Genomic DNA, 17,883 nt, shown 5'->3' with positions numbered 1-17,883 from the left:
ATAGCGTCACGGCGTGGCCAATGCGCGTTCGCAATACCGCTGCTCGGAATGCAGTCATGTCAGCGCCAAGTGGGTGGGCCGCTGCCTGGACTGCGGCAGCTGGGGCACCGTTGAAGAATCCGCTGTCCTGACTGCGGTCGGCAGTGGCCGGCGCTCGCCCCCGTCGTCGTCGCGTGCCGTGCCGATCAGTTCGGTCGAGCCCGACAGCAGCCGGCATCGTCGCACCGGGGTCGGCGAACTGGACCGGGTGCTGGGTGGCGGTGTCGTGCCCGGCTCGGTGACGCTGCTGGCCGGGGACCCCGGGGTGGGCAAGTCCACCCTGCTGCTCGAGGTGGCCCACCGCTGGGCGCAGCGCGGGCAACGCGCGTTGTACATCTCCGGCGAGGAGTCCGCCGGGCAGATACGGCTGCGCGCCGACCGGATCGGCGGCGGCGGGACGTTCGACGAGGTCTATCTGGCCGCCGAGTCCGACCTGCACGCCGTCCTGGCCCATATCGAGACGGTGCGGCCGGCGCTGGTCATCGTCGATTCGGTACAGACGATGTCGACCAGCGAGGCCGACGGCGTGGCCGGCGGGGTCACCCAGGTGCGTGCCGTGACGGCCGCGCTGACCGCCGTCGCCAAGACCAGTGGCGTGGCGATGATTCTGGTCGGTCACGTCACCAAGGAAGGGGCGATCGCCGGGCCGCGCTCGCTCGAGCACCTGGTGGACGTGGTGCTGCACTTCGAAGGCGACCGCAACGGATCGTTGCGGATGGTCAGAGGGATCAAGAACCGGTTCGGTTCTGCCGATGAGGTCGGCTGCTTTTTGATGCACGACAACGGCATCGAAGGCGTCTCCGATCCCTCACACCTCTTCCTGGACCAGCGGCCGACCCCGGTGCCCGGCACCGCGATCACGGTGACCTTGGACGGGAAGCGTCCGCTGATCGGGGAAGTCCAGACCTTGCTGGCCGTCCCGAACGGCGGTTCGCCGCGGCGGGCGGTCAGCGGTATCGACCATTCCCGGGCCGCGATGATCACCGCGGTGCTGGAAAAGCACGCCGATTTGAAGCTGGGCGTCACCGAGATCTATCTGTCGACGGTGGGCGGCATGCGGTTGACCGAACCGTCGGCGGACCTGGCGATCGCCACGGCGCTGGCCTCGGCGTACCACAGCCTGCCGCTGCCCACCACCGCGGTGATGATCGGCGAAGTGGGCCTGGCGGGCGACCTGCGCCGGGTCCACGGCATGGAGCGGCGGCTGACCGAGGCTGCCCGGCAGGGCTTCACCGTGGCGCTGATTCCACCGGGTTGTGCTGCCGTCCCGACGGGGATGCGGGCGCTGAGTGCGGCCACCATCGGCGAGGCGATGCACCACATCGTCGCCATCGCCGATCACCGTGCCGCCCGGCCGCGACCGAACCCGCCGACGGGCGGCTCGGCATAAGGGTCCCGCCGGACCGCGCGGCATAGCAGAATGCACGCTGTGACCCGTCCGACCCTGCGTGAAGCTGTCGCCCGTCTAGCCCCCGGCACCGGGCTGCGCGACGGCCTGGAACGCATTTTGCGTGGCCGCACCGGCGCCCTGATCGTGCTCGGCCACGACGAGAGCGTCGAAGCCATCTGCGACGGCGGCTTCTCGCTCGACGTGCGCTACGCACCTACCCGGCTGCGCGAACTGTGCAAGATGGACGGCGCCGTCGTGCTCTCGACCGACGGCAGCCGCATCGTGCGGGCCAACGTCCAGCTGGTCCCGGACCCGTCGATACCCACCGACGAGTCGGGGACCCGGCACCGCTCGGCGGAACGGTCCGCGATCCAGACCGGCTACCCGGTGATCTCGGTCAGCCACTCGATGAACATCGTGACGGTGTACGTCGGCGGCGAACGCCACGTCCTGGCCGATTCCGCGACCATTTTGTCCCGGGCCAACCAGGCCATCGCAACCCTGGAACGGTACAAGACACGCCTGGACGAGGTCAGCCGGCAGCTCTCACGGGCCGAGATCGAAGATTTCGTGACACTGCGCGACGTGATGACGGTGGTGCAGCGGCTCGAGCTGGTCCGCCGCATCGGCCTGGCCATCGACTCCGACGCTGTGGAGCTGGGCACCGACGGCCGCCAACTGCGCCTACAGCTGGAGGAACTGCTGGGCGGCAACGACACCGCCCGCGATTTGATCGTGCGCGACTACCACGCCAACCCTGAACCGCCGACCACGGCACAGATCGCCGCCACGCTCAACGAGCTGGACGCGCTGTCGGACACCGACCTGCTCGAACTCACCGCACTGGCCAAGGTCTTCGGATATCCGACGAGCGCCGAGGCACAGGATTCGGCGCTGAGCCCGCGCGGCTACCGCGCCATGGACGGCATCCCCCGGCTGCAGTTCGCCCACGTCGACCTGCTGGTGCGGTCATTCGGAACGTTGCAGGGGCTGCTGGCGGCCAGCGCCAACGATTTGCAGTCCGTCGACGGCATCGGGGCGATGTGGGCCCGACACGTGCGCGAAGGACTCTCGCAACTGGCCGAGTCCACGATCGCGGATCACTGAGAAGTCAGTGATCCCCGGCGGCTATCCGCCCGACGGCGGCGCCTCGGGTTGCGGTGCCTGGGCGGGTCCCGGTGCGGGGGCAGGCCCGGGTGGTTGCGGTGGCTGGTTCAGCACGAACGGAACCGGTTGTGAGCGCAGATTTCCGAGCTGGACGACCAGGTTGTAGGTGCCGGGTCCGATCGCCGGTCGTGGCAGCGGGCAGTGCTGCGCGGACCCCATGCCGGTCCAGGTCACCGCGGTGGTCACCTGCTCGCCCGGGGTGAACGTCTTGACCAGGGTCTCGTTGGACGGCGCGCAGTCCAGGTTGGACCACAGCCGCTTGTTGTCCAGCGAGTACACGTAGGCGGCCAGCACGGCGGCTCCGACATCGCGTTTGCAGGACACCAGCCCGATGTTGGTGACCACCATCGTGAATTTCGGCTGGTCGCCGATGAAGTACTGCGGCGCGTTGGTCAGTCCTTTGACCGCCAGCGTCGAGTCCGGGCAGTCGTCACCCTCTTTGAGCACCGGTGGCGGCTGCACCGCAGCCGTCGGCGTGGGCGACTCGGGGTTGATCGTTCCCGGCGGCGCGCCGGCCGGGGCCTGCGTCTGTCCGGCCGGCTGCGGCGACTGCGCCCCCGGCGCCTGGGGTGCGTCCGACCCCGGGTGTCCCTGAGCCGAGGTCGGCTTGTCAGCAGGCTTCGCTCCGGCGCTACTACTGACGAATGCGATGACGATGGCTACGGCGATCCCGACCGCGACGACCGCGATGCCCAGGGCAAGTCCCCTGCGCCGCCAGTAGATCTCGGTAGGTAGCGGGCCTCGTGGTTCCAGATCCAGCACATTCCCACGGTAGGGCCAGGTCACGCCGACTCGCTTGACCTGCCTCGGCGTGTCGCCGAGTTAGCTGGCCGATTGCCGTGTAGTGGCGGCCAGCGCATCGAGCGATCAGCTCTGCGGCTCGGCTCCGATGTCGCCCTCGTGATGCACCAGCACCGCCCGTCCCTCGGCCAGGCGATAGGTCACACCGGCTATCCCCACCGTGCCGGCCGCCACACGGTCCGAGATGACGGTCGAACGCTCCATCAGCTGCGCAGCCGTTTCACGTACATGGCGCGCCTCGAACTCGTCGACCCGGGACAGCCCGTCACGACGGCCCATCAGAATCGTCGTCACGACCCGCTCCACCAGATCCCGCACGAAACCGACCGGTATGTCACCGTCGTCGAGGGCGCTCAATGCGGCCTTGATCGCGCCACAACTGTCATGGCCGAGGATGACGACCAACGGCACTTCCAGAACTGCCACCGCGTACTCGATCGATCCCAGCACTGCCGCGTCGATCGCCTGCCCAGCCGTACGGACCACGAACACGTCGCCCAAGCCCTGGTCGAAGATCAGCTCGGCGGCCACCCGACTATCCGAGCAACCGAAGATGACCGCGGTCGGCTTCTGGCCGGTCGCCAGGCTGGCGCGGTGATCGACGCTTTGGCTGGGGTGCAGAGGCTTACCGGCGACGAATCGCTCGTTACCCTCACAGAGTGCTTTCCATGCGGAGATCGGGTTGCTGTTGGGCATGTCTGACATTGTGCCGCACCGCCCGGTGATTGACTCCGCGTACATATCAGTCGCCAATCTTTTGAGCTGGTATGAGAAAACCCAGCGTGACCTGCCGTGGCGGCAGCCCGACGTCAGCGCCTGGCAGATCCTGGTCAGCGAATTCATGCTGCAGCAGACACCGGTGGCCCGGGTGCTGCCGATCTGGACCGAATGGGTGCAGCGCTGGCCCACGCCGTCGGCGACGGCCGCCGCCACCGCTGCGGACGTGCTGCGGGCGTGGGGCAAGTTGGGTTACCCGAGGCGGGCCAAGCGCCTGCACGAGTGTGCGATTGTCATCGCACGCGACCACGGGGATGTGGTCCCCGACGACGTCGAGGTCCTGTTGACGCTGCCGGGTGTCGGCAGCTACACCGCGCGGGCGGTGGCGTGCTTCGCTTATCGCCGGCGGGTGCCGGTGGTGGACACCAACGTGCGCCGGGTAGTGGCCCGTGCCGTGCACGGGCGCGCCGATGCGGGGACGCCGTCGGCCGTCCGTGACCACGCCGACGTGAGTGCATTGCTGCCCGATGACGAACGCGCGCCCAGGTTTTCGGTGGCACTGATGGAACTGGGCGCCCTGGTGTGCACGGCCCGCGCCCCGAAATGCGGGGTGTGCCCGCTCGACGACTGCAGTTGGCGACGGGCCGGCTTCCCGGCTGCGACCGGGCCGGCGCGGCGCGTGCAGAGCTACGCCGGGACCGATCGTCAGGTCCGGGGTCGGCTGATGGATGTGTTGCGCGACAACGACTCTCCAGTCACCCGCGCGCAGTTGGATCTCGCTTGGCAGAGCGACCCCGCGCAACGAGACCGGGCACTGTATTCGTTATTGGACGACGGCCTGGTGACCCAGACCGCCGACGGCCGCTTCGCGTTGGCCGGCGAGGAGTGAGTTTTCAGGCCACACCGGTCACGAATGTTTCGACCGCACGCCGGTACACTTCCGGCGCCTCGTCGTGCACCAGGTGGCCGGCTGCGGGGACATTCACATACGTTGTCGGCACGTCACTTTCGTGCATTTTCCGCATCTGTCCCGGCGGGGTCACGGAGTTGCCGGCCTCGATCAGCACGCTCGGCGCGCGCACCGCCCGCCACTGCGCCCAGTAGTCGCGCAGTCCCCACTGCGCGGCGATCTCGATCCACCGTGCCGTGTGACCGTGCAACCGCCAACCCGTCTCGGTGCGGTCGAACGCTTCCAGGAAGTACTGTCCGGCAACAGGACCGAATTCGGCGAATACCCGCTCCGCAGAGTCGAATTCGACCGGTAGGGCGTGCAACCACGGCTCCCAGGGACCGGTGGTACGCCCGACGAAGTCCGGTGCCATGTCTTCCACCACCAGCGCCGCGACCAACTCGGGGCGCTCGGCCGCCAGACACCACGAATGCAGGGCGCCCATCGAATGCCCGACGAGCGTGACCGGTACACCTAAACCGTGCACCGCGTCGCCGAGGTCGGCCACGAAACGTTCGGTGCTGATCGGCTGGGGATCGTCGACGTCACGACCGCGGTGCCAGGGCGCATCGTAGGTGTAGACCGCGCCCAGCCGGGTGAGCCACGGCAACTGGCGGGACCAGGTGGTCCCGCGGCCCATCAGGCCGTGCACCAGGACCAGTGGCCTGCCCTGTCCGCCGCGGTGGGTCAACAGATCGGGGGCCATGCCGGGCACGGTAACCTAACGGAATGCCAGTGGTGAAGATCAACGCAATCGAGGTGCCTGCCGACGCTGGTCCGGAGCTGGAGAAGCGGTTTGCTCATCGCGCCCACGCGGTGGAGAACTCGCCGGGTTTCCTCGGCTTTCAGCTGCTGCGTCCGGTCAAGGGTGAAGACCGCTACTTCGTCGTGACGCACTGGGAATCCGATGAAGCGTTCCAGGCGTGGGCCAGTGGGCCGGCCATCCAGGCCCACGCCGGGATGAACAAGAACCCGGTGGCCACCGGCGCTTCGCTGCTGGAATTCGAGGTCGTGCTCGACGTTGCAGGCAACGCGCCCGCTGAGTAACCGGCGCCGCGTCGCGGCGCTGGCCGCGACCGCCGCGCTGGTGGTGACGCTGACCCCCGGGTGCGCGTCGTCCCCGACGCCCTCGGCGAACGCGGCGAACCCGGGGCGCCGGATCGAAACCACCACTCCCCCAGGTCTGCGGGCCCAGCAGACGCTGGACATGCTCAACTCCGACTGGCCGATCGGACCGGTGGGCGTCGGCACCCTGGCCACCCCGGACAAGGTCGACTCGGTGCAAGCCACCATGGAAAGCCTCTGGTGGGACCGGCCGTTCGACCTCAACAGCGTGGACATCGGCGCCAACGTGGCCACCCTGCACCTGATCTCGTCCTACGGTGCGCGACAGGACATCCGGATACACACCGACGACACCGGCCAGGTCGACCGGTTCGATCTCGACACCCAACCACCCCCGCCGATCACCGCGTGGCGTGATGTCGACGCTGTGCTGAGCAAGACCGGCGCCCGCTACTCCTACCAGGTGGCCAAGATCGACAACGGCCAATGTGCCCGGGTGGCCGGCGCCAACACCGAGACAGCGCTGCCGCTGGCGTCGATCTTCAAGCTGTACGTGCTGCATGCTCTCGCCACCGCGGTCACGCGCGGCACGGTGTCCTGGGAGGACCAGCTGACCGTGACCACCAAGAGCAAAGCCGTCGGGTCCTCCGGGCTGGAACTGGCCCCCGGCGATCACGTTTCGGTGCGCACGGCGGCGGAGAAGATGATCGCCAACAGCGACAACATGGCGACCGATCTGCTGATCGACAGGTTGGGCACCCACGCTGTCGAGGAAGCCCTGGCCACCGCCGGCCACCACGATCCGGCCAGCATGACGCCCTTCCCCACCATGTACGAGCTGTTCTCGGTTGGCTGGGGACAGCCCGATCTGCGGGAGCGGTGGCAGCACGCCTCCCAGCAGGAGCGCGCCGCGCTGCTCGCGCAGGCGAATTCCACTGTCTATCAACCTGATCCGACTCGTGCGCACACTCCGGCCTCGGCGTTCGGCGCCGAATGGTACGGCACCGCTGAGGACATCTGCCGGGTGCATCTGGCGCTGCAGGCCGACGCGGTCGGTCCCGCCGCACCTGTGCGGAAGATCCTGTCCGCCGTTGCCGGCATCCAGCTGGACCGCAATGTGTGGCCGTACATCGGCGCGAAAGCCGGCGGCCTGCCCGGAGATCTGACGTTCAGCTGGTACGCCGTCGACAAGACCGGCCAACCCTGGGTGGTCAGCTTCCAGCTGAACTGGCCGCGCGATCACGGGCCGACGGTGACCAGCTGGATGCTCAAGGTCGCCAAGCAGGCCTTCGCGCTGATCGAACCGCGCTGACCCCGAGGACCTGGTCGCCGGCCGATAGTTTTACGAGCGGCGCCGGGCCAGCGGAGCAGCCGTCGTCAGACGACTCCTGCTACTGGGCCTCGTGCGCCCCGGCCTTGGCCAAGTCCGGCTCGGTCGGCTTACGCGCACCGGTGAAGGTGAACTTCGCTTCCTCGCCCGAGCCTTCGCCGTCCCAGTTCTCGACGTCGACGGTGACGACCTGCCCCGGACCGACCTCTTCGAACAGGATCTTCTCCGAGAGCTGGTCCTCGATCTCGCGCTGGATGGTGCGCCGCAGCGGACGGGCACCCAGCACCGGGTCGAAGCCGCGCTTGGCCAGCAGTGCCTTGGCCTTGTCGGTGAGCTCCATCGACATGTCCTTGGTCTTGAGCTGCTTGCCGACCCGCTCGATCATCAGGTCGACCATCTGGATGATCTCTTCGCGAGTCAACTGGTGGAAGACGATGATGTCGTCGATGCGGTTCAGGAACTCCGGGCGGAAGTGCTTCTTCAGCTCGTCGTTGACCTTCTGCTTCATCCGCTCGTAGTTGTTGTCCCCGCCACTCTGGCTGAACCCGAGGCCGACCGGCTTGGAGATGTCGGAGGTGCCCAGGTTCGACGTGAAGATCAGCACGGTGTTCTTGAAGTCCACCGTGCGGCCCTGACCGTCGGTGAGTCGTCCGTCTTCGAGGACCTGCAACAGGCTGTTGTAGATCTCCTGGTGCGCCTTCTCGATCTCGTCGAACAGCACCACCGAGAACGGCTTGCGCCGCACCTTCTCGGTGAGCTGGCCACCCTCTTCATAGCCGACGTAGCCCGGAGGGGCACCGAACAGCCGCGACGCGGTGAAGCGGTCGTGGAACTCGCCCATGTCGATCTGGATGAGCGCGTCGTCGTCGCCGAACAGGAAATTGGCCAGCGCCTTGGACAGCTCGGTCTTCCCGACCCCGGACGGGCCGGCGAAGATGAACGAACCCGACGGGCGCTTGGGGTCTTTCAGCCCGGCGCGGGTACGGCGGATGGCCTTGGAGACGGCCTTGACGGCATCCACTTGGCCGATGATTCGCTTGTGGATCTCGTCCTCCATGCGCAGCAACCGGGTGGTCTCGGCCTCGGTGAGCTTGAACACCGGGATACCGGTCCAGTTGCCCAGCACCTCGGCGATCTCGTTGTCGTCGACCTCGGCGACCACGTCCATGTCCCCGGAGCGCCACTGCTTTTCCCGCTCGGCGCGCTGGGCGACCAGTTGCTTCTCCCGGTCCCGCAGGCTGGCGGCCTTCTCGAAGTCCTGGGCGTCGATCGCCGACTCCTTCTCCCGGCGCGCGTCGGCGATCTTCTCGTCGAACTCGCGCAGGTCTGGCGGAGCGGTCATGCGCCGGATACGCATCCGGGCGCCGGCCTCGTCGATCAGGTCGATTGCCTTGTCCGGCAGGAACCGGTCGTTGATGTAGCGGTCGGCCAGGGTGGCCGCGGCCACGATCGCAGAGTCGCTGATGGAGACCCGGTGGTGGGCCTCGTACCGGTCCCGAAGCCCCTTGAGGATCTCGATGGTGTGGGCCACCGTCGGCTCGCCCACCTGCACCGGCTGGAAGCGGCGCTCCAGGGCGGCGTCCTTCTCGATGTACTTGCGGTACTCGTCGAGCGTGGTGGCGCCGATGGTCTGCAGCTCACCGCGGGCCAGCTTCGGCTTCAGGATGCTGGCCGCGTCGATCGCACCCTCGGCAGCACCGGCACCCACCAGCGTGTGCAGCTCGTCGATGAACAGGATGATGTCGCCGCGGGTGTTGATCTCCTTGAGCACCTTCTTCAGGCGTTCCTCGAAGTCACCGCGGTAGCGACTGCCGGCCACCAACGATCCCAGGTCCAGGGTGTAGAGCTGCTTGTCCTTCAGCGTCTCGGGAACCTCGCCGTGCACGATGGCCTGCGCCAGGCCCTCCACGACGGCGGTCTTGCCGACGCCGGGCTCGCCGATCAGCACCGGGTTGTTCTTGGTGCGGCGGCTCAGCACCTGCATGACCCGCTCGATTTCCTTTTCGCGGCCGATGACCGGGTCCAGCTTGCCTTCCATGGCGGCCGCGGTCAGGTTGCGACCGAACTGGTCGAGCACCAGCGACGTCGACGGGCTGCCGGATTCGCCGCCGCGACCACCGGTACCGGCCTCCGCGGCCTCTTTGCCCTGATAGCCGCTGAGCAGCTGAATGACCTGCTGACGCACCCGGGTCAGCTCGGCACCCAGCTTGACCAGGACCTGCGCCGCCACGCCCTCACCCTCGCGGATCAAGCCCAACAGAATGTGCTCGGTGCCGATGTAGTTGTGGCCGAGCTGCAGGGCCTCCCGCAGGCTCAGCTCGAGGACCTTCTTGGCGCGCGGGGTGAACGGGATGTGCCCGGACGGTGCCTGCTGACCCTGTCCGATGATCTCCTCGACCTGGCTGCGGACACCCTCCAGGGAGATTCCCAGCGATTCCAGCGACTTGGCCGCGACGCCTTCGCCCTCGTGAATGAGACCCAGCAGGATGTGCTCGGTGCCGATGTAGTTGTGGTTGAGCATCCTGGCTTCTTCTTGAGCCAGAACGACCACCCTGCGGGCACGGTCGGTAAAACGTTCAAACATCGGTTATTACCTGCTCTCCCTCACCATCGGTAGCTCCGTCGTGCAAAGACATCTGCCGGCACAGGGGCCGACTACCGCGTACCTGCCATCCACTCTAATGCTCGGCCCGTCAGGGCACTAACCTCACGGTGCGCAGCGACGCCGGAGCACAAGAGAATAACGGGGAAAAGCGACAATGCGTTTCCCATCTCCGGCGGTGATCGCTACGCCACAAGCGAAATGCAAAAAACCGGCGCCCAGGTTTAATACCTGGACGCCGGATCGCGCGTACTAGCAGTGCCGATCGGTCGCGACTACGTGGCCGCGTGGAAGGCGTCGATGACGTCGGCCGGGATGCGCCCCCGGGTCGAGACGTTGTGACCATTGCGACGCGCCCATTCCCGGATCGCGGCGCTCTGTTCGCGGTCGATGGCGCCGCGACCGCGCCCGGAACCCGAACGCCCGCGCCGCCGGCCGCCGACCCGACGTCCGGCCGCGACCCAACCCTTCAGGTCGTTACGCAGTTTCGCCGCATTTTTACTGGAAAGGTCGATCTCATAGGTCACCCCGTCAAGCCCGAATTCGACGGTTTCGTCGGCGGCGCCGGCACCGTCGAAATCATCGACCAAGGTGACGGTCACTTTTTTCGCCATTGGCTTACCCTCATGTTCTTCCTGTGCAGTTAGAGATGCAGTTCGGATAGACTCCCCGGTTCTCTAATCTGCCATAGGAAGTGGAAATACTCAATCCGACACAAGAGCAGTTCAGTTGGAGTGCGGCCGAACAATCGGGAACAAAACAGTCTCCCTAATTGACAGACCGGTCAAACACATCAACAACCGATCGATACCCATTCCGGTACCAGTGCACGGCGGCATACCAAACTCCAGAGCGGCCAGGAAATCCTCATCGAGAACCATAGCCTCGTCGTCACCGGCGGCTGCCGCGCGTGCTTGATCGGCAAATCTCTCGCGTTGCACTACCGGGTCATTCAATTCCGAGTAGCCGGTTGCCAGCTCGACTCCGTGCAGGTAGAGGTCCCACTTCTCGGTGACTCCGGCAATACTGCGGTGCTGGCGCGTCAAAGGCGTGGTCTCCACCGGGAAATCCCGGACAAATGTGGGCGCGGTCAAGCTCTTGCCCACTGCGTGCTCCCAGAGTTCTTCGACGAGTTTGCCGTGACCAAAGCCACGATCGTCCGGAATCTCGACATCTAGTCGGGCCGCGATCGCACGTAAGGTCTGCACCGAAGTCTGCGGTGTGATCTCTTCAGCGAGCGCATCGGACAACGATAAATACATCTCCAGAGTTGCCCATTCTCCGTCGATGTTGTACACACTGCCATCCGGCATCGGAAGTTCTCTGGTTCCGATCGCCTCGTCGGCAACCTCTTGAATAAGCTCTCTGGTGACCAGTGCCGAATCGTCATAGGTGCCGTAGGTCTGGTAGGTCTCCAGCATAGAGAATTCCGGGGAATGCGTGGAATCGGTTCCCTCGTTTCGGAACACTCGATTTAGTTCGAAGACCTTGTCGAAACCACCGACGATGCAGCGCTTGAGGAACAGTTCCGGCGCGATCCGCAGGTACAGGTCGATGTCGAGGGCATTGGAATGGGTGACAAACGGTCGCGCCGCCGCACCACCGGCCAGCGTCTGCAGGATGGGCGTTTCGACCTCGAGGAATCCGCGCCGGTCCAGCGCGTTGCGCAGCGCCCGGATGACGGCGATCCGCTGCCTGGCCACGCTGCGCGCCTGCGGGCGCACGATCAGGTCGACGTAGCGTTGCCGTACCCGCGCCTCCTCGCTCATCTCTTTATGTGCAACGGGCAGCGGCCGCAGCGACTTGGCGGCCATCTGCCAGGAATCGGCGAGAACGGACAATTCGCCGCGACGTGAACTGATCACGGTGCCGTGCACATACACGATGTCGCCGAGGTCGACGTCGGCCTTCCACGCGTCCAGGGACTCCCGGCCGACTTTGTCCAGGCTGATCATCGCCTGCAACTGCGCGCCGTCGCCGTCCTGCAAAGTCGCGAAACACAGCTTGCCGGTGTTGCGCGCGAAGACCACCCGGCCGGCGACGCCGACGACGTCCTCGGTGGCGGTATCGGTCGGCAGATCGGGGTAGGCGGCCCGGATTTCGGCCAACGTGTGCGTGCGCTCGATAGCCACCGGGTAGGGATCGTGGCCTTCAGCCAACAGGCGAGCGCGCTTGTCCCGGCGAATCCGAAACTGTTCGGGAAGGTCCGCGGCGGATTCTCGATCGGGGGCACTCACGACGTGCCAGCTTAAATGAACCCGCGGCGTGCGCCCCAATTGCGACTGTCAGCGCGCGGTCTTGAGCCGGCCGCGCTGGGCGTCCTGATTGCGCTCGAAGACCATCCGCAGGCCATCCAGGGTCAGGTGTTTGTCGTAGTGCTCGACGGTGTGCAGTTCCGGCAACAGCAGGGGTGCGGTGTGTCCGGTGGCCACCACCGCGACGTCCTCACCGGCCGCGAAACCCTGCACATCGTCGCGGATGCGGCCGACCAGTCCGTCGACCAGGCCGGCGAAACCGAACACCGCGCCGGCCTGCATGCACTCGACGGTGTTCTTGCCCACCACGGACCGCGGCCGGGTCAGTTCGACCCGGCGCAGCGCCGCCGAGCGGGCCGCCGCGGCGTCCGAGGACACCTGCACGCCGGGCGCGATCGCGCCCCCGAGAAACTCCCCTTTGGCCGACACCACGTCCACGCAGATCGACGAGCCGAAGTCGACGACGATCGAGGCCTTGCCGAACTTGCTGAATGCCGCCAGGCAGTTGACGATCCGGTCGGCGCCGACCTCTTTGGGGTTGTCGACCAACAGCGGGATGCCGGTGCGGACGCCGGGCTCGATCAACACATGCGGCACCGACGGCCAGTACTGCTCGAGCATGATGCGCACCTCGTGCAGCACGGACGGAACGGTGGACAGCGCGGCGGCACCGGTCAGCCGCTCGGCATCCTCACCGATCAGGCCGTCGATGGTGAGCGCCAGCTCGTCGGCCGTGACCTCGGACTCGGTACGAATCCGCCACTGCTGCACCACTTTTGCGTGATCTTTGACCCCGGCCAGCAAGCCGACGACGGTGTGGGTGTTGCGGACGTCGATCGCCAGCAGCACGGTTATCGCACGCCGATCCGCGGATCGAGTAGCTCATCCACGCCGTCGGGCACGAAGGCCGGGTCGTGGCCCAGGTCGATCTGCTTGTTCGCCGCGTCGACGAATACGATCCGCGGCTGGTAGGCGCGCGCCTCGGCATCCTCCATGGCTCCGTAGGCGATCAGGATCACCAGATCGCCCGGGTGGACGAGATGTGCTGCGGCACCGTTGATTCCGATTATCCCACTACCGCGTTCACCGGTGATCGCGTAGGTCACCAGCCGGGCGCCGTTGTCGATGTCGACGATGGTGACCTGTTCACCTTCGAGCAGGTCGGCGGCATCCATCAGATCTGCGTCGATGGTCACCGATCCGACGTAGTGCAAGTCGGCCTGGGTAACGGTGGCGCGGTGGATCTTCGACTTCAGCATCGTCCGTAACATCAGTTCCTCCAGTGTGATTCGTCCGACCCAGCGGTGTCGGCGACATTTCCGATTTGAATTGCAACGTTGTCCAGCAGGCGGGTGGCGCCCAGCCGCGCCGCGATCAGCAGCCGGCCGGATCCGCCGGTGGGTACCGGGCCCAGCTCGGTGTCGCGCAGTTGCAGGTAGTCGACCTGCAGGCCGGATGTCGCGTCCAGCACCGCCTGTGCCGCGTCCAGCGCGGCCTGCGCACCGAACGTCGCGGCGTGTGCCCCGGCCGTCAGGGCCGACGAAAGTGCCACCGCGAGTTCACGTTGCGCCGGGTCGAGGTAGCGGTTGCGCGACGACATCGCCAGCCCGTCGGATTCGCGCACCGTGGGCACTCCGACCACCCGCACATCGAGATTCAGGTCGGCGACCATCTGCCGGACCAGGACCAGCTGTTGATAGTCCTTCTCGCCGAAGAAAATCCGATCGGGACGCACGATCTGCAGCAGTTTCACCACGACGGTCAGCATCCCAGCGAAGTGCGTTGGGCGCGAGGCGCCCTCGAGCTCGGCGGCGAGCGGACCGGGCTGCACGGTGGTGCGCATGCCGTCGGGGTACATGGCCGCGGCGGTCGGTGCGAACACGATCTCGACGCCTTCCTCCCGCAACATCGCGATGTCCTGGTCGAGGGTGCGCGGGTAGGCGTCGAGGTCTTCGTTGGCACCGAACTGCAACGGGTTGACGAAGATCGACACCACCACCACCGAGCCCGGCACCCGCTTGGCGGCGCGTACCAGCGTCAGGTGGCCGTCATGCAGGGCTCCCATGGTGGGCACCAACATGACTCGACGGCCGGTGTGCCGCAGCGCCCGGGTGACCTCGGAGACCTCGCGCGGGACGGCGTACACGTTCAGCCGGCCGCGGTCGAACGTCGGCGCCTTGCCGGCGGTCATCGCGCCAGCACCTCGACGACGTCGGTGGGGGCATGGGCACGCTGCGCGGTGCGCAGCGCATTCACCCGGTACGCCTGTGCGAGGTGCGGATCCGCGCCTTCCAGCGCGCGCAGATGCCCGGCGACGGCGGCGGCGTCCCCGCGGGCGACCGGCCCGGTGAGTGCGGCCTGTCCGCGTTGCAGGGTGTTTTCCAGGGCCGCGCGGGCCAACGGTCCGACGATGCGCTCGGCGATGCCACCCGGCTGGTTCTCCACGGGCTGCTGCCCCAGCAGTTCGCCGCCGCGGATCGCGGTCCGCAGCGCCTCCAGCGCGTCGGCCAGCACCGTGACCAGGTGGTTGGAGGCGTGGGCCAGCGCGGCGTGATAGAGAACACGTGCGTCCTCGCGCACACTGAACGGCTCGCCACCCATTTCCAGCACCAGCGACTGCCCGATGGCGTAGCCGACGTCGTCGGCCGCGGTGATGCCGAAGCAGGTGTCGGCCAACCGGGCAATGTCCTCATCGGCGCCGGTGAAGGTCATCGCCGGATGAATCGCCAGCGGAATGCAGCCCTGCTCGCTCAGCGGGGACAGGACCGCGACGCCGTTGGCGCCGGAGGTGTGCGCCACGATGGTCCCGGGCCGCACCGCCGAGGTGGCCGCCAGGCCGGACACCAGGCCGGGCAGTTCGCTGTCGGTGACCGCCAGCACCAGCAGCTCAGCGGCGGCTGCGACGTCCGGCGGCGGCAGGACCGGGGTGTCGGGCAGCCGACGCTGTGCCCGGAGCAACGATGCGCGGGAGATGGCGCTGCACGCGACCACGACGTGATCGGCGCGCTCCAGCGCGACTCCCAGTGCGGTGCCCACCCGGCCGGCGGAGATGATCCCCACCTTGAGCCTGGCCGGGCGCAAACCGTCGAACTGCACCATCGCAGACGACCTCACAGATGTCTTTGTTCGTTCCAGTCCCGCAATTCGGGTACCGGACGGTCACCAAGACTCTAGTCGATCCGCCGGACGCAGCACAGCGTGTCAGCCGTCACGCCGCCGCCGGCGCCCACCGCCCGGCTGGACCTGGAGCCGCGCCATCAGGTCTGCGACCGTCTGCCCACCCGCCGGCTCCTCCGGGACATCGGACGCGTCGGCGTCGGCGCTTCGATGCCTGGATGCCGGGGGGGCGGGCGCCAACCGCGGGGACGCAGGCTCGGCCGGCGCGACGGACTCGTCCGGTCCGGAATCCTCGGTCCGGGCGAAGCTGCCGACCCCGTGGTCCCGGTACTCCGCGGAGTGCCGCGACCGGGACCGACGACCGCCGTACTGGGACGGTGCCTCGCCGTGAGCGCCGGCGGGCTCGTCCTCGGCATCCCGGTAGCGCCTCCTGCGGCCCGATTGTCCGGGCGGGGCCGGGTCGGAGGGTGCCCACCGACTGCCGGGTGTCCCGGGCGGCAGCCACTGCCCTGCGGCGGCGACGGGCTGCCATTCGGCCGGACGCTCCGGCCGCGGCTCCGGCAACAAAGGTGCAGTTGGCGGCGTCTGCGGCTGCGGCCACGCCGCCGGCGGCTGCGGCCACGCCGGCTGTTGCGGAGCCTGTGGCGGCGGGCGGTGGCGTGGTTCGGCGGGCGTTTCCGGGGGTGCCGGGGCTGCGAACTGCGGCACCGGCGCGGGTTGCTCGCGCACCGGCGCGGGCGGGCGGGGCGGCAGCAGCGGTTCCTCCGGTACATCGATGATGGCGGTGTCGTCGCTGCGCACGATCCGGTCGTCCCGCCGCACCGCCGTCACCCGATCACTGGTCACCCAGTCCGCGGGGGGGATTTCGCCGTTCTGGGCGGGGGCCCGGTCCGTCAACGCACGGGTGCCGTCCCTGCCCAGGGTCTCCAGCGCCGGCCGCTGTTCGAGATCGGTGTCGAACAGAATCTCCAGGTTGGTGCGCAACGAAGCCAGTTCGGCCCGCAGCGCCGCAATCTCGTCGGCGGCCTGCGCATGTATCTCCGCGGCCAGCTCCCGGCGCAACTGGGATTCCACCGTCAGTTCGTACTCACGACGAGCGGAGATCTCGCGATCCAACTGCAGGTCGTAAACCAGCTTCATGTCGCGGGCGCGTGCCTGGTCGGCCTCGGCCTGCCGGCGATACAGCACCGACACGAACGCACCGGCGACGGCGGCCCACAGCGCCAGGATCACAGCGAGCTTGAGCAGTTCCACGCGATCGGTGAAAACCAGCGCGGAACTGGCCCCGATAGCCAGGACCAGCAACGCCGTCAAGAGCACCCAACCCGGCCTGCGGCCGCCGCGCCGGACTCGGGCGCCGCGGGACAGAACGGTCATGGCCAGAAACTGTACCCGGGCGAGGTCAGTCAGCGTGTCGTGCCGGTCCGGCGATTCTCCGGCCGAGCCGACTTTCGTCAGGTTTCGACGCCCTCGCCGTGCTCGGTCGGATCCGGCGGGGACTTGCAGCAATGCTGTAGCCAGAGCGCCGCGACGATCAGGGCCAACGCGCTCACGGCGGCTACCACCGCGCCGGAGGTGTCGGCTGCGGCCGCCCGCAGCCACGACCGCCGCGGCAGGAAATACACCAGCACGCCCAACCACCACCCCAGCACCAGCGCGCCCATCCACGCTGAGGCCTTGGCCACCACCAGGCTGCGCGCCACCGCCAGCGGGTGCAGCCAGCCTGGCGCGTCGCCGATCTCCCCGTCGTCGATCTTGGTGCGCACGTAGCGCCCCCACCGCCACTCGGCGAACGCGACCACCAGCAGCGAGATCCCCGTCCAGATCGTGATCGGCGGAAACCACCGGTAAAGCACCGTGATCAGCAGGTAGCCGACCACCGCCGCCCCGATCACCACCACGGTGAGGTCGCGCTTGCGGGTCGGGCCCATCAACGCTCCAGCTTCAGCGACGTCGGCCGCACGCCGGCCCGGTCGGCGGGCCGTAGTGCGCCGATCAACTCCGCGACGGGCCGCGAACTCCCGTCGAGCCCCAACTCGGCGCCGGGATCGACCTCCAGCCACGGAACCAGGACGAAGGCCCGCAGGTGGGCCCGCGGATGGGGCAGCGTCAACTCGCTGCTGCGGCAGACGACTTCGCCGCCGGCATCGTGACAGGCCACCAGGTCCACGTCGAGCGTTCGCGGACCCCACCGTTGTTCGCGGATACGCTGCGCCGCCTGCTCGAGTTCGTGGGCGCAGCTCAGCCAGTCGGTCGCGGTGCGGGCCGGATCGTCGGCGACCAGCACGGCGTTGAGGAACGGGTCCTGCGGCACACCACCCCACGGGTCGGTCTCGTAGACACCGGATACCGCGGTGACCGCGTCGCCGAGTCCGTCGACCACCGATTGCAACGCGGCCACCCGGTCACCGACGTTGGAGCCGATGGACAGCACGACGCGACTCATCGGCG

The 17,883-nt window shown here is 67.7% G+C and carries 18 protein-coding genes; 5 read left to right on the top strand and 13 right to left on the bottom strand.

What is annotated here, in order from left to right; translation table 11 throughout:
• Positions 1-13: 13 nt before the first annotated feature.
• Positions 14-1,429, top strand: coding sequence for a DNA repair protein RadA (gene radA / locus ACZYZ9_RS22910; protein ID WP_463828562.1), 1,416 nt, complete (start codon positions 14-16; stop codon positions 1,427-1,429).
• 30 nt (positions 1,430-1,459) lie between these two features.
• A complete protein-coding gene (disA, locus tag ACZYZ9_RS22905) occupies positions 1,460-2,536 on the top strand; it encodes a DNA integrity scanning diadenylate cyclase DisA (RefSeq protein WP_463828561.1) in 1,077 nt (358 codons plus the stop codon).
• A gap of 21 nt (positions 2,537-2,557) precedes the next feature.
• Here disA and ACZYZ9_RS22900 read toward each other — a convergent pair whose 3' ends face one another.
• Both ACZYZ9_RS22900 and ACZYZ9_RS22895 read right to left on the bottom strand, forming a co-directional pair.
• On the bottom strand, positions 2,558-3,358 hold the full coding sequence (locus ACZYZ9_RS22900; protein ID WP_463828648.1) for a hypothetical protein: 801 nt from the start codon (positions 3,356-3,358) through the stop codon (positions 2,558-2,560).
• Between the two features lie 105 nt (positions 3,359-3,463).
• The gene (locus tag ACZYZ9_RS22895; RefSeq protein WP_463828560.1) at positions 3,464-4,093 is read right to left on the bottom strand and encodes a carbonic anhydrase; all 630 of its coding nucleotides are present in this window, start codon (positions 4,091-4,093) and stop codon (positions 3,464-3,466) included.
• On the opposite strand from ACZYZ9_RS22895, the gene ACZYZ9_RS22890 reads away from it, so the two are divergent.
• On the top strand, positions 4,092-5,003 hold the full coding sequence (locus ACZYZ9_RS22890) for an HhH-GPD family protein (protein ID WP_463828559.1): 912 nt from the start codon (positions 4,092-4,094) through the stop codon (positions 5,001-5,003). The two genes, ACZYZ9_RS22895 and ACZYZ9_RS22890, sit on opposite strands and share 2 nt — an antisense overlap.
• Before the next feature lie 4 nt (positions 5,004-5,007).
• Here the strand turns inward: ACZYZ9_RS22890 and ACZYZ9_RS22885 are convergent, their stop codons facing one another.
• The gene (locus tag ACZYZ9_RS22885) at positions 5,008-5,769 is read right to left on the bottom strand and encodes an alpha/beta fold hydrolase (RefSeq protein ID WP_463828558.1); all 762 of its coding nucleotides are present in this window, start codon (positions 5,767-5,769) and stop codon (positions 5,008-5,010) included.
• A 23-nt stretch (positions 5,770-5,792) separates the two neighbouring features.
• On the opposite strand from ACZYZ9_RS22885, the gene mhuD reads away from it, so the two are divergent.
• Complete coding sequence (mhuD, locus tag ACZYZ9_RS22880; protein WP_463828557.1) at positions 5,793-6,110, top strand: mycobilin-forming heme oxygenase MhuD; 318 nt, start codon at positions 5,793-5,795, stop codon at positions 6,108-6,110.
• The gene (locus ACZYZ9_RS22875) at positions 6,085-7,440 is read left to right on the top strand and encodes a serine hydrolase (RefSeq protein ID WP_463828556.1); all 1,356 of its coding nucleotides are present in this window, start codon (positions 6,085-6,087) and stop codon (positions 7,438-7,440) included. The genes mhuD and ACZYZ9_RS22875 overlap by 26 nt, the downstream gene beginning before the upstream one ends.
• 79 nt (positions 7,441-7,519) lie before the next feature.
• On the opposite strand, the gene clpC1 is transcribed toward ACZYZ9_RS22875, so the two are convergent.
• The 10 genes from clpC1 to folK all read right to left on the bottom strand — a co-directional run bounded on the left by clpC1 (position 7,520) and on the right by folK (position 17,878).
• Complete coding sequence (clpC1, locus tag ACZYZ9_RS22870) at positions 7,520-10,042, bottom strand: ATP-dependent protease ATP-binding subunit ClpC (RefSeq protein WP_463828555.1); 2,523 nt, start codon at positions 10,040-10,042, stop codon at positions 7,520-7,522.
• Positions 10,043-10,335: 293 nt separating this feature from the next.
• Positions 10,336-10,674 (bottom strand): histone-like nucleoid-structuring protein Lsr2, encoded by a 339-nt coding sequence (gene lsr2, locus ACZYZ9_RS22865; RefSeq protein ID WP_236978550.1) that lies wholly within the window; start codon positions 10,672-10,674, stop codon positions 10,336-10,338.
• Positions 10,675-10,785: 111 nt separating this feature from the next.
• On the bottom strand, positions 10,786-12,297 hold the full coding sequence (gene lysS, locus ACZYZ9_RS22860; RefSeq protein ID WP_463828554.1) for a lysine--tRNA ligase: 1,512 nt from the start codon (positions 12,295-12,297) through the stop codon (positions 10,786-10,788).
• Between the two features lie 48 nt (positions 12,298-12,345).
• The gene (locus tag ACZYZ9_RS22855; RefSeq protein ID WP_463828553.1) at positions 12,346-13,164 is read right to left on the bottom strand and encodes a type III pantothenate kinase; all 819 of its coding nucleotides are present in this window, start codon (positions 13,162-13,164) and stop codon (positions 12,346-12,348) included.
• A gap of 2 nt (positions 13,165-13,166) precedes the next feature.
• Entirely contained in the window at positions 13,167-13,586 is a 420-nt protein-coding gene (gene panD / locus ACZYZ9_RS22850; RefSeq protein ID WP_463828552.1) for an aspartate 1-decarboxylase, read from the bottom strand.
• The gene (gene panC / locus ACZYZ9_RS22845) at positions 13,586-14,506 is read right to left on the bottom strand and encodes a pantoate--beta-alanine ligase (RefSeq protein ID WP_463828551.1); all 921 of its coding nucleotides are present in this window, start codon (positions 14,504-14,506) and stop codon (positions 13,586-13,588) included. The genes panD and panC overlap by 1 nt, the downstream gene beginning before the upstream one ends.
• Positions 14,503-15,414, bottom strand: a complete 912-nt coding sequence (locus tag ACZYZ9_RS22840) for a Rossmann-like and DUF2520 domain-containing protein (protein ID WP_463828550.1) — start codon at positions 15,412-15,414, stop codon at positions 14,503-14,505. Before ACZYZ9_RS22840 ends, panC begins: the two co-directional genes overlap by 4 nt.
• A 102-nt stretch (positions 15,415-15,516) precedes the next feature.
• The gene (locus tag ACZYZ9_RS22835; protein ID WP_463828549.1) at positions 15,517-16,809 is read right to left on the bottom strand and encodes a DUF6779 domain-containing protein; all 1,293 of its coding nucleotides are present in this window, start codon (positions 16,807-16,809) and stop codon (positions 15,517-15,519) included.
• A 77-nt stretch (positions 16,810-16,886) separates the two neighbouring features.
• A complete protein-coding gene (locus tag ACZYZ9_RS22830) occupies positions 16,887-17,363 on the bottom strand; it encodes a DUF3180 domain-containing protein (RefSeq protein ID WP_463828548.1) in 477 nt (158 codons plus the stop codon).
• Positions 17,363-17,878: a 2-amino-4-hydroxy-6-hydroxymethyldihydropteridine diphosphokinase gene (gene folK / locus ACZYZ9_RS22825; protein ID WP_463828547.1), complete on the bottom strand. Its 516-nt coding sequence runs from the start codon at positions 17,876-17,878 to the stop codon at positions 17,363-17,365. Before folK ends, ACZYZ9_RS22830 begins: the two co-directional genes overlap by 1 nt.
• Positions 17,879-17,883 lie beyond the last annotated feature (5 nt).

Source organism: Mycobacterium sp. IDUB_28 (assembly GCF_055419285.1).
This window is presented reverse-complemented; position numbering and strand designations above follow the sequence as displayed.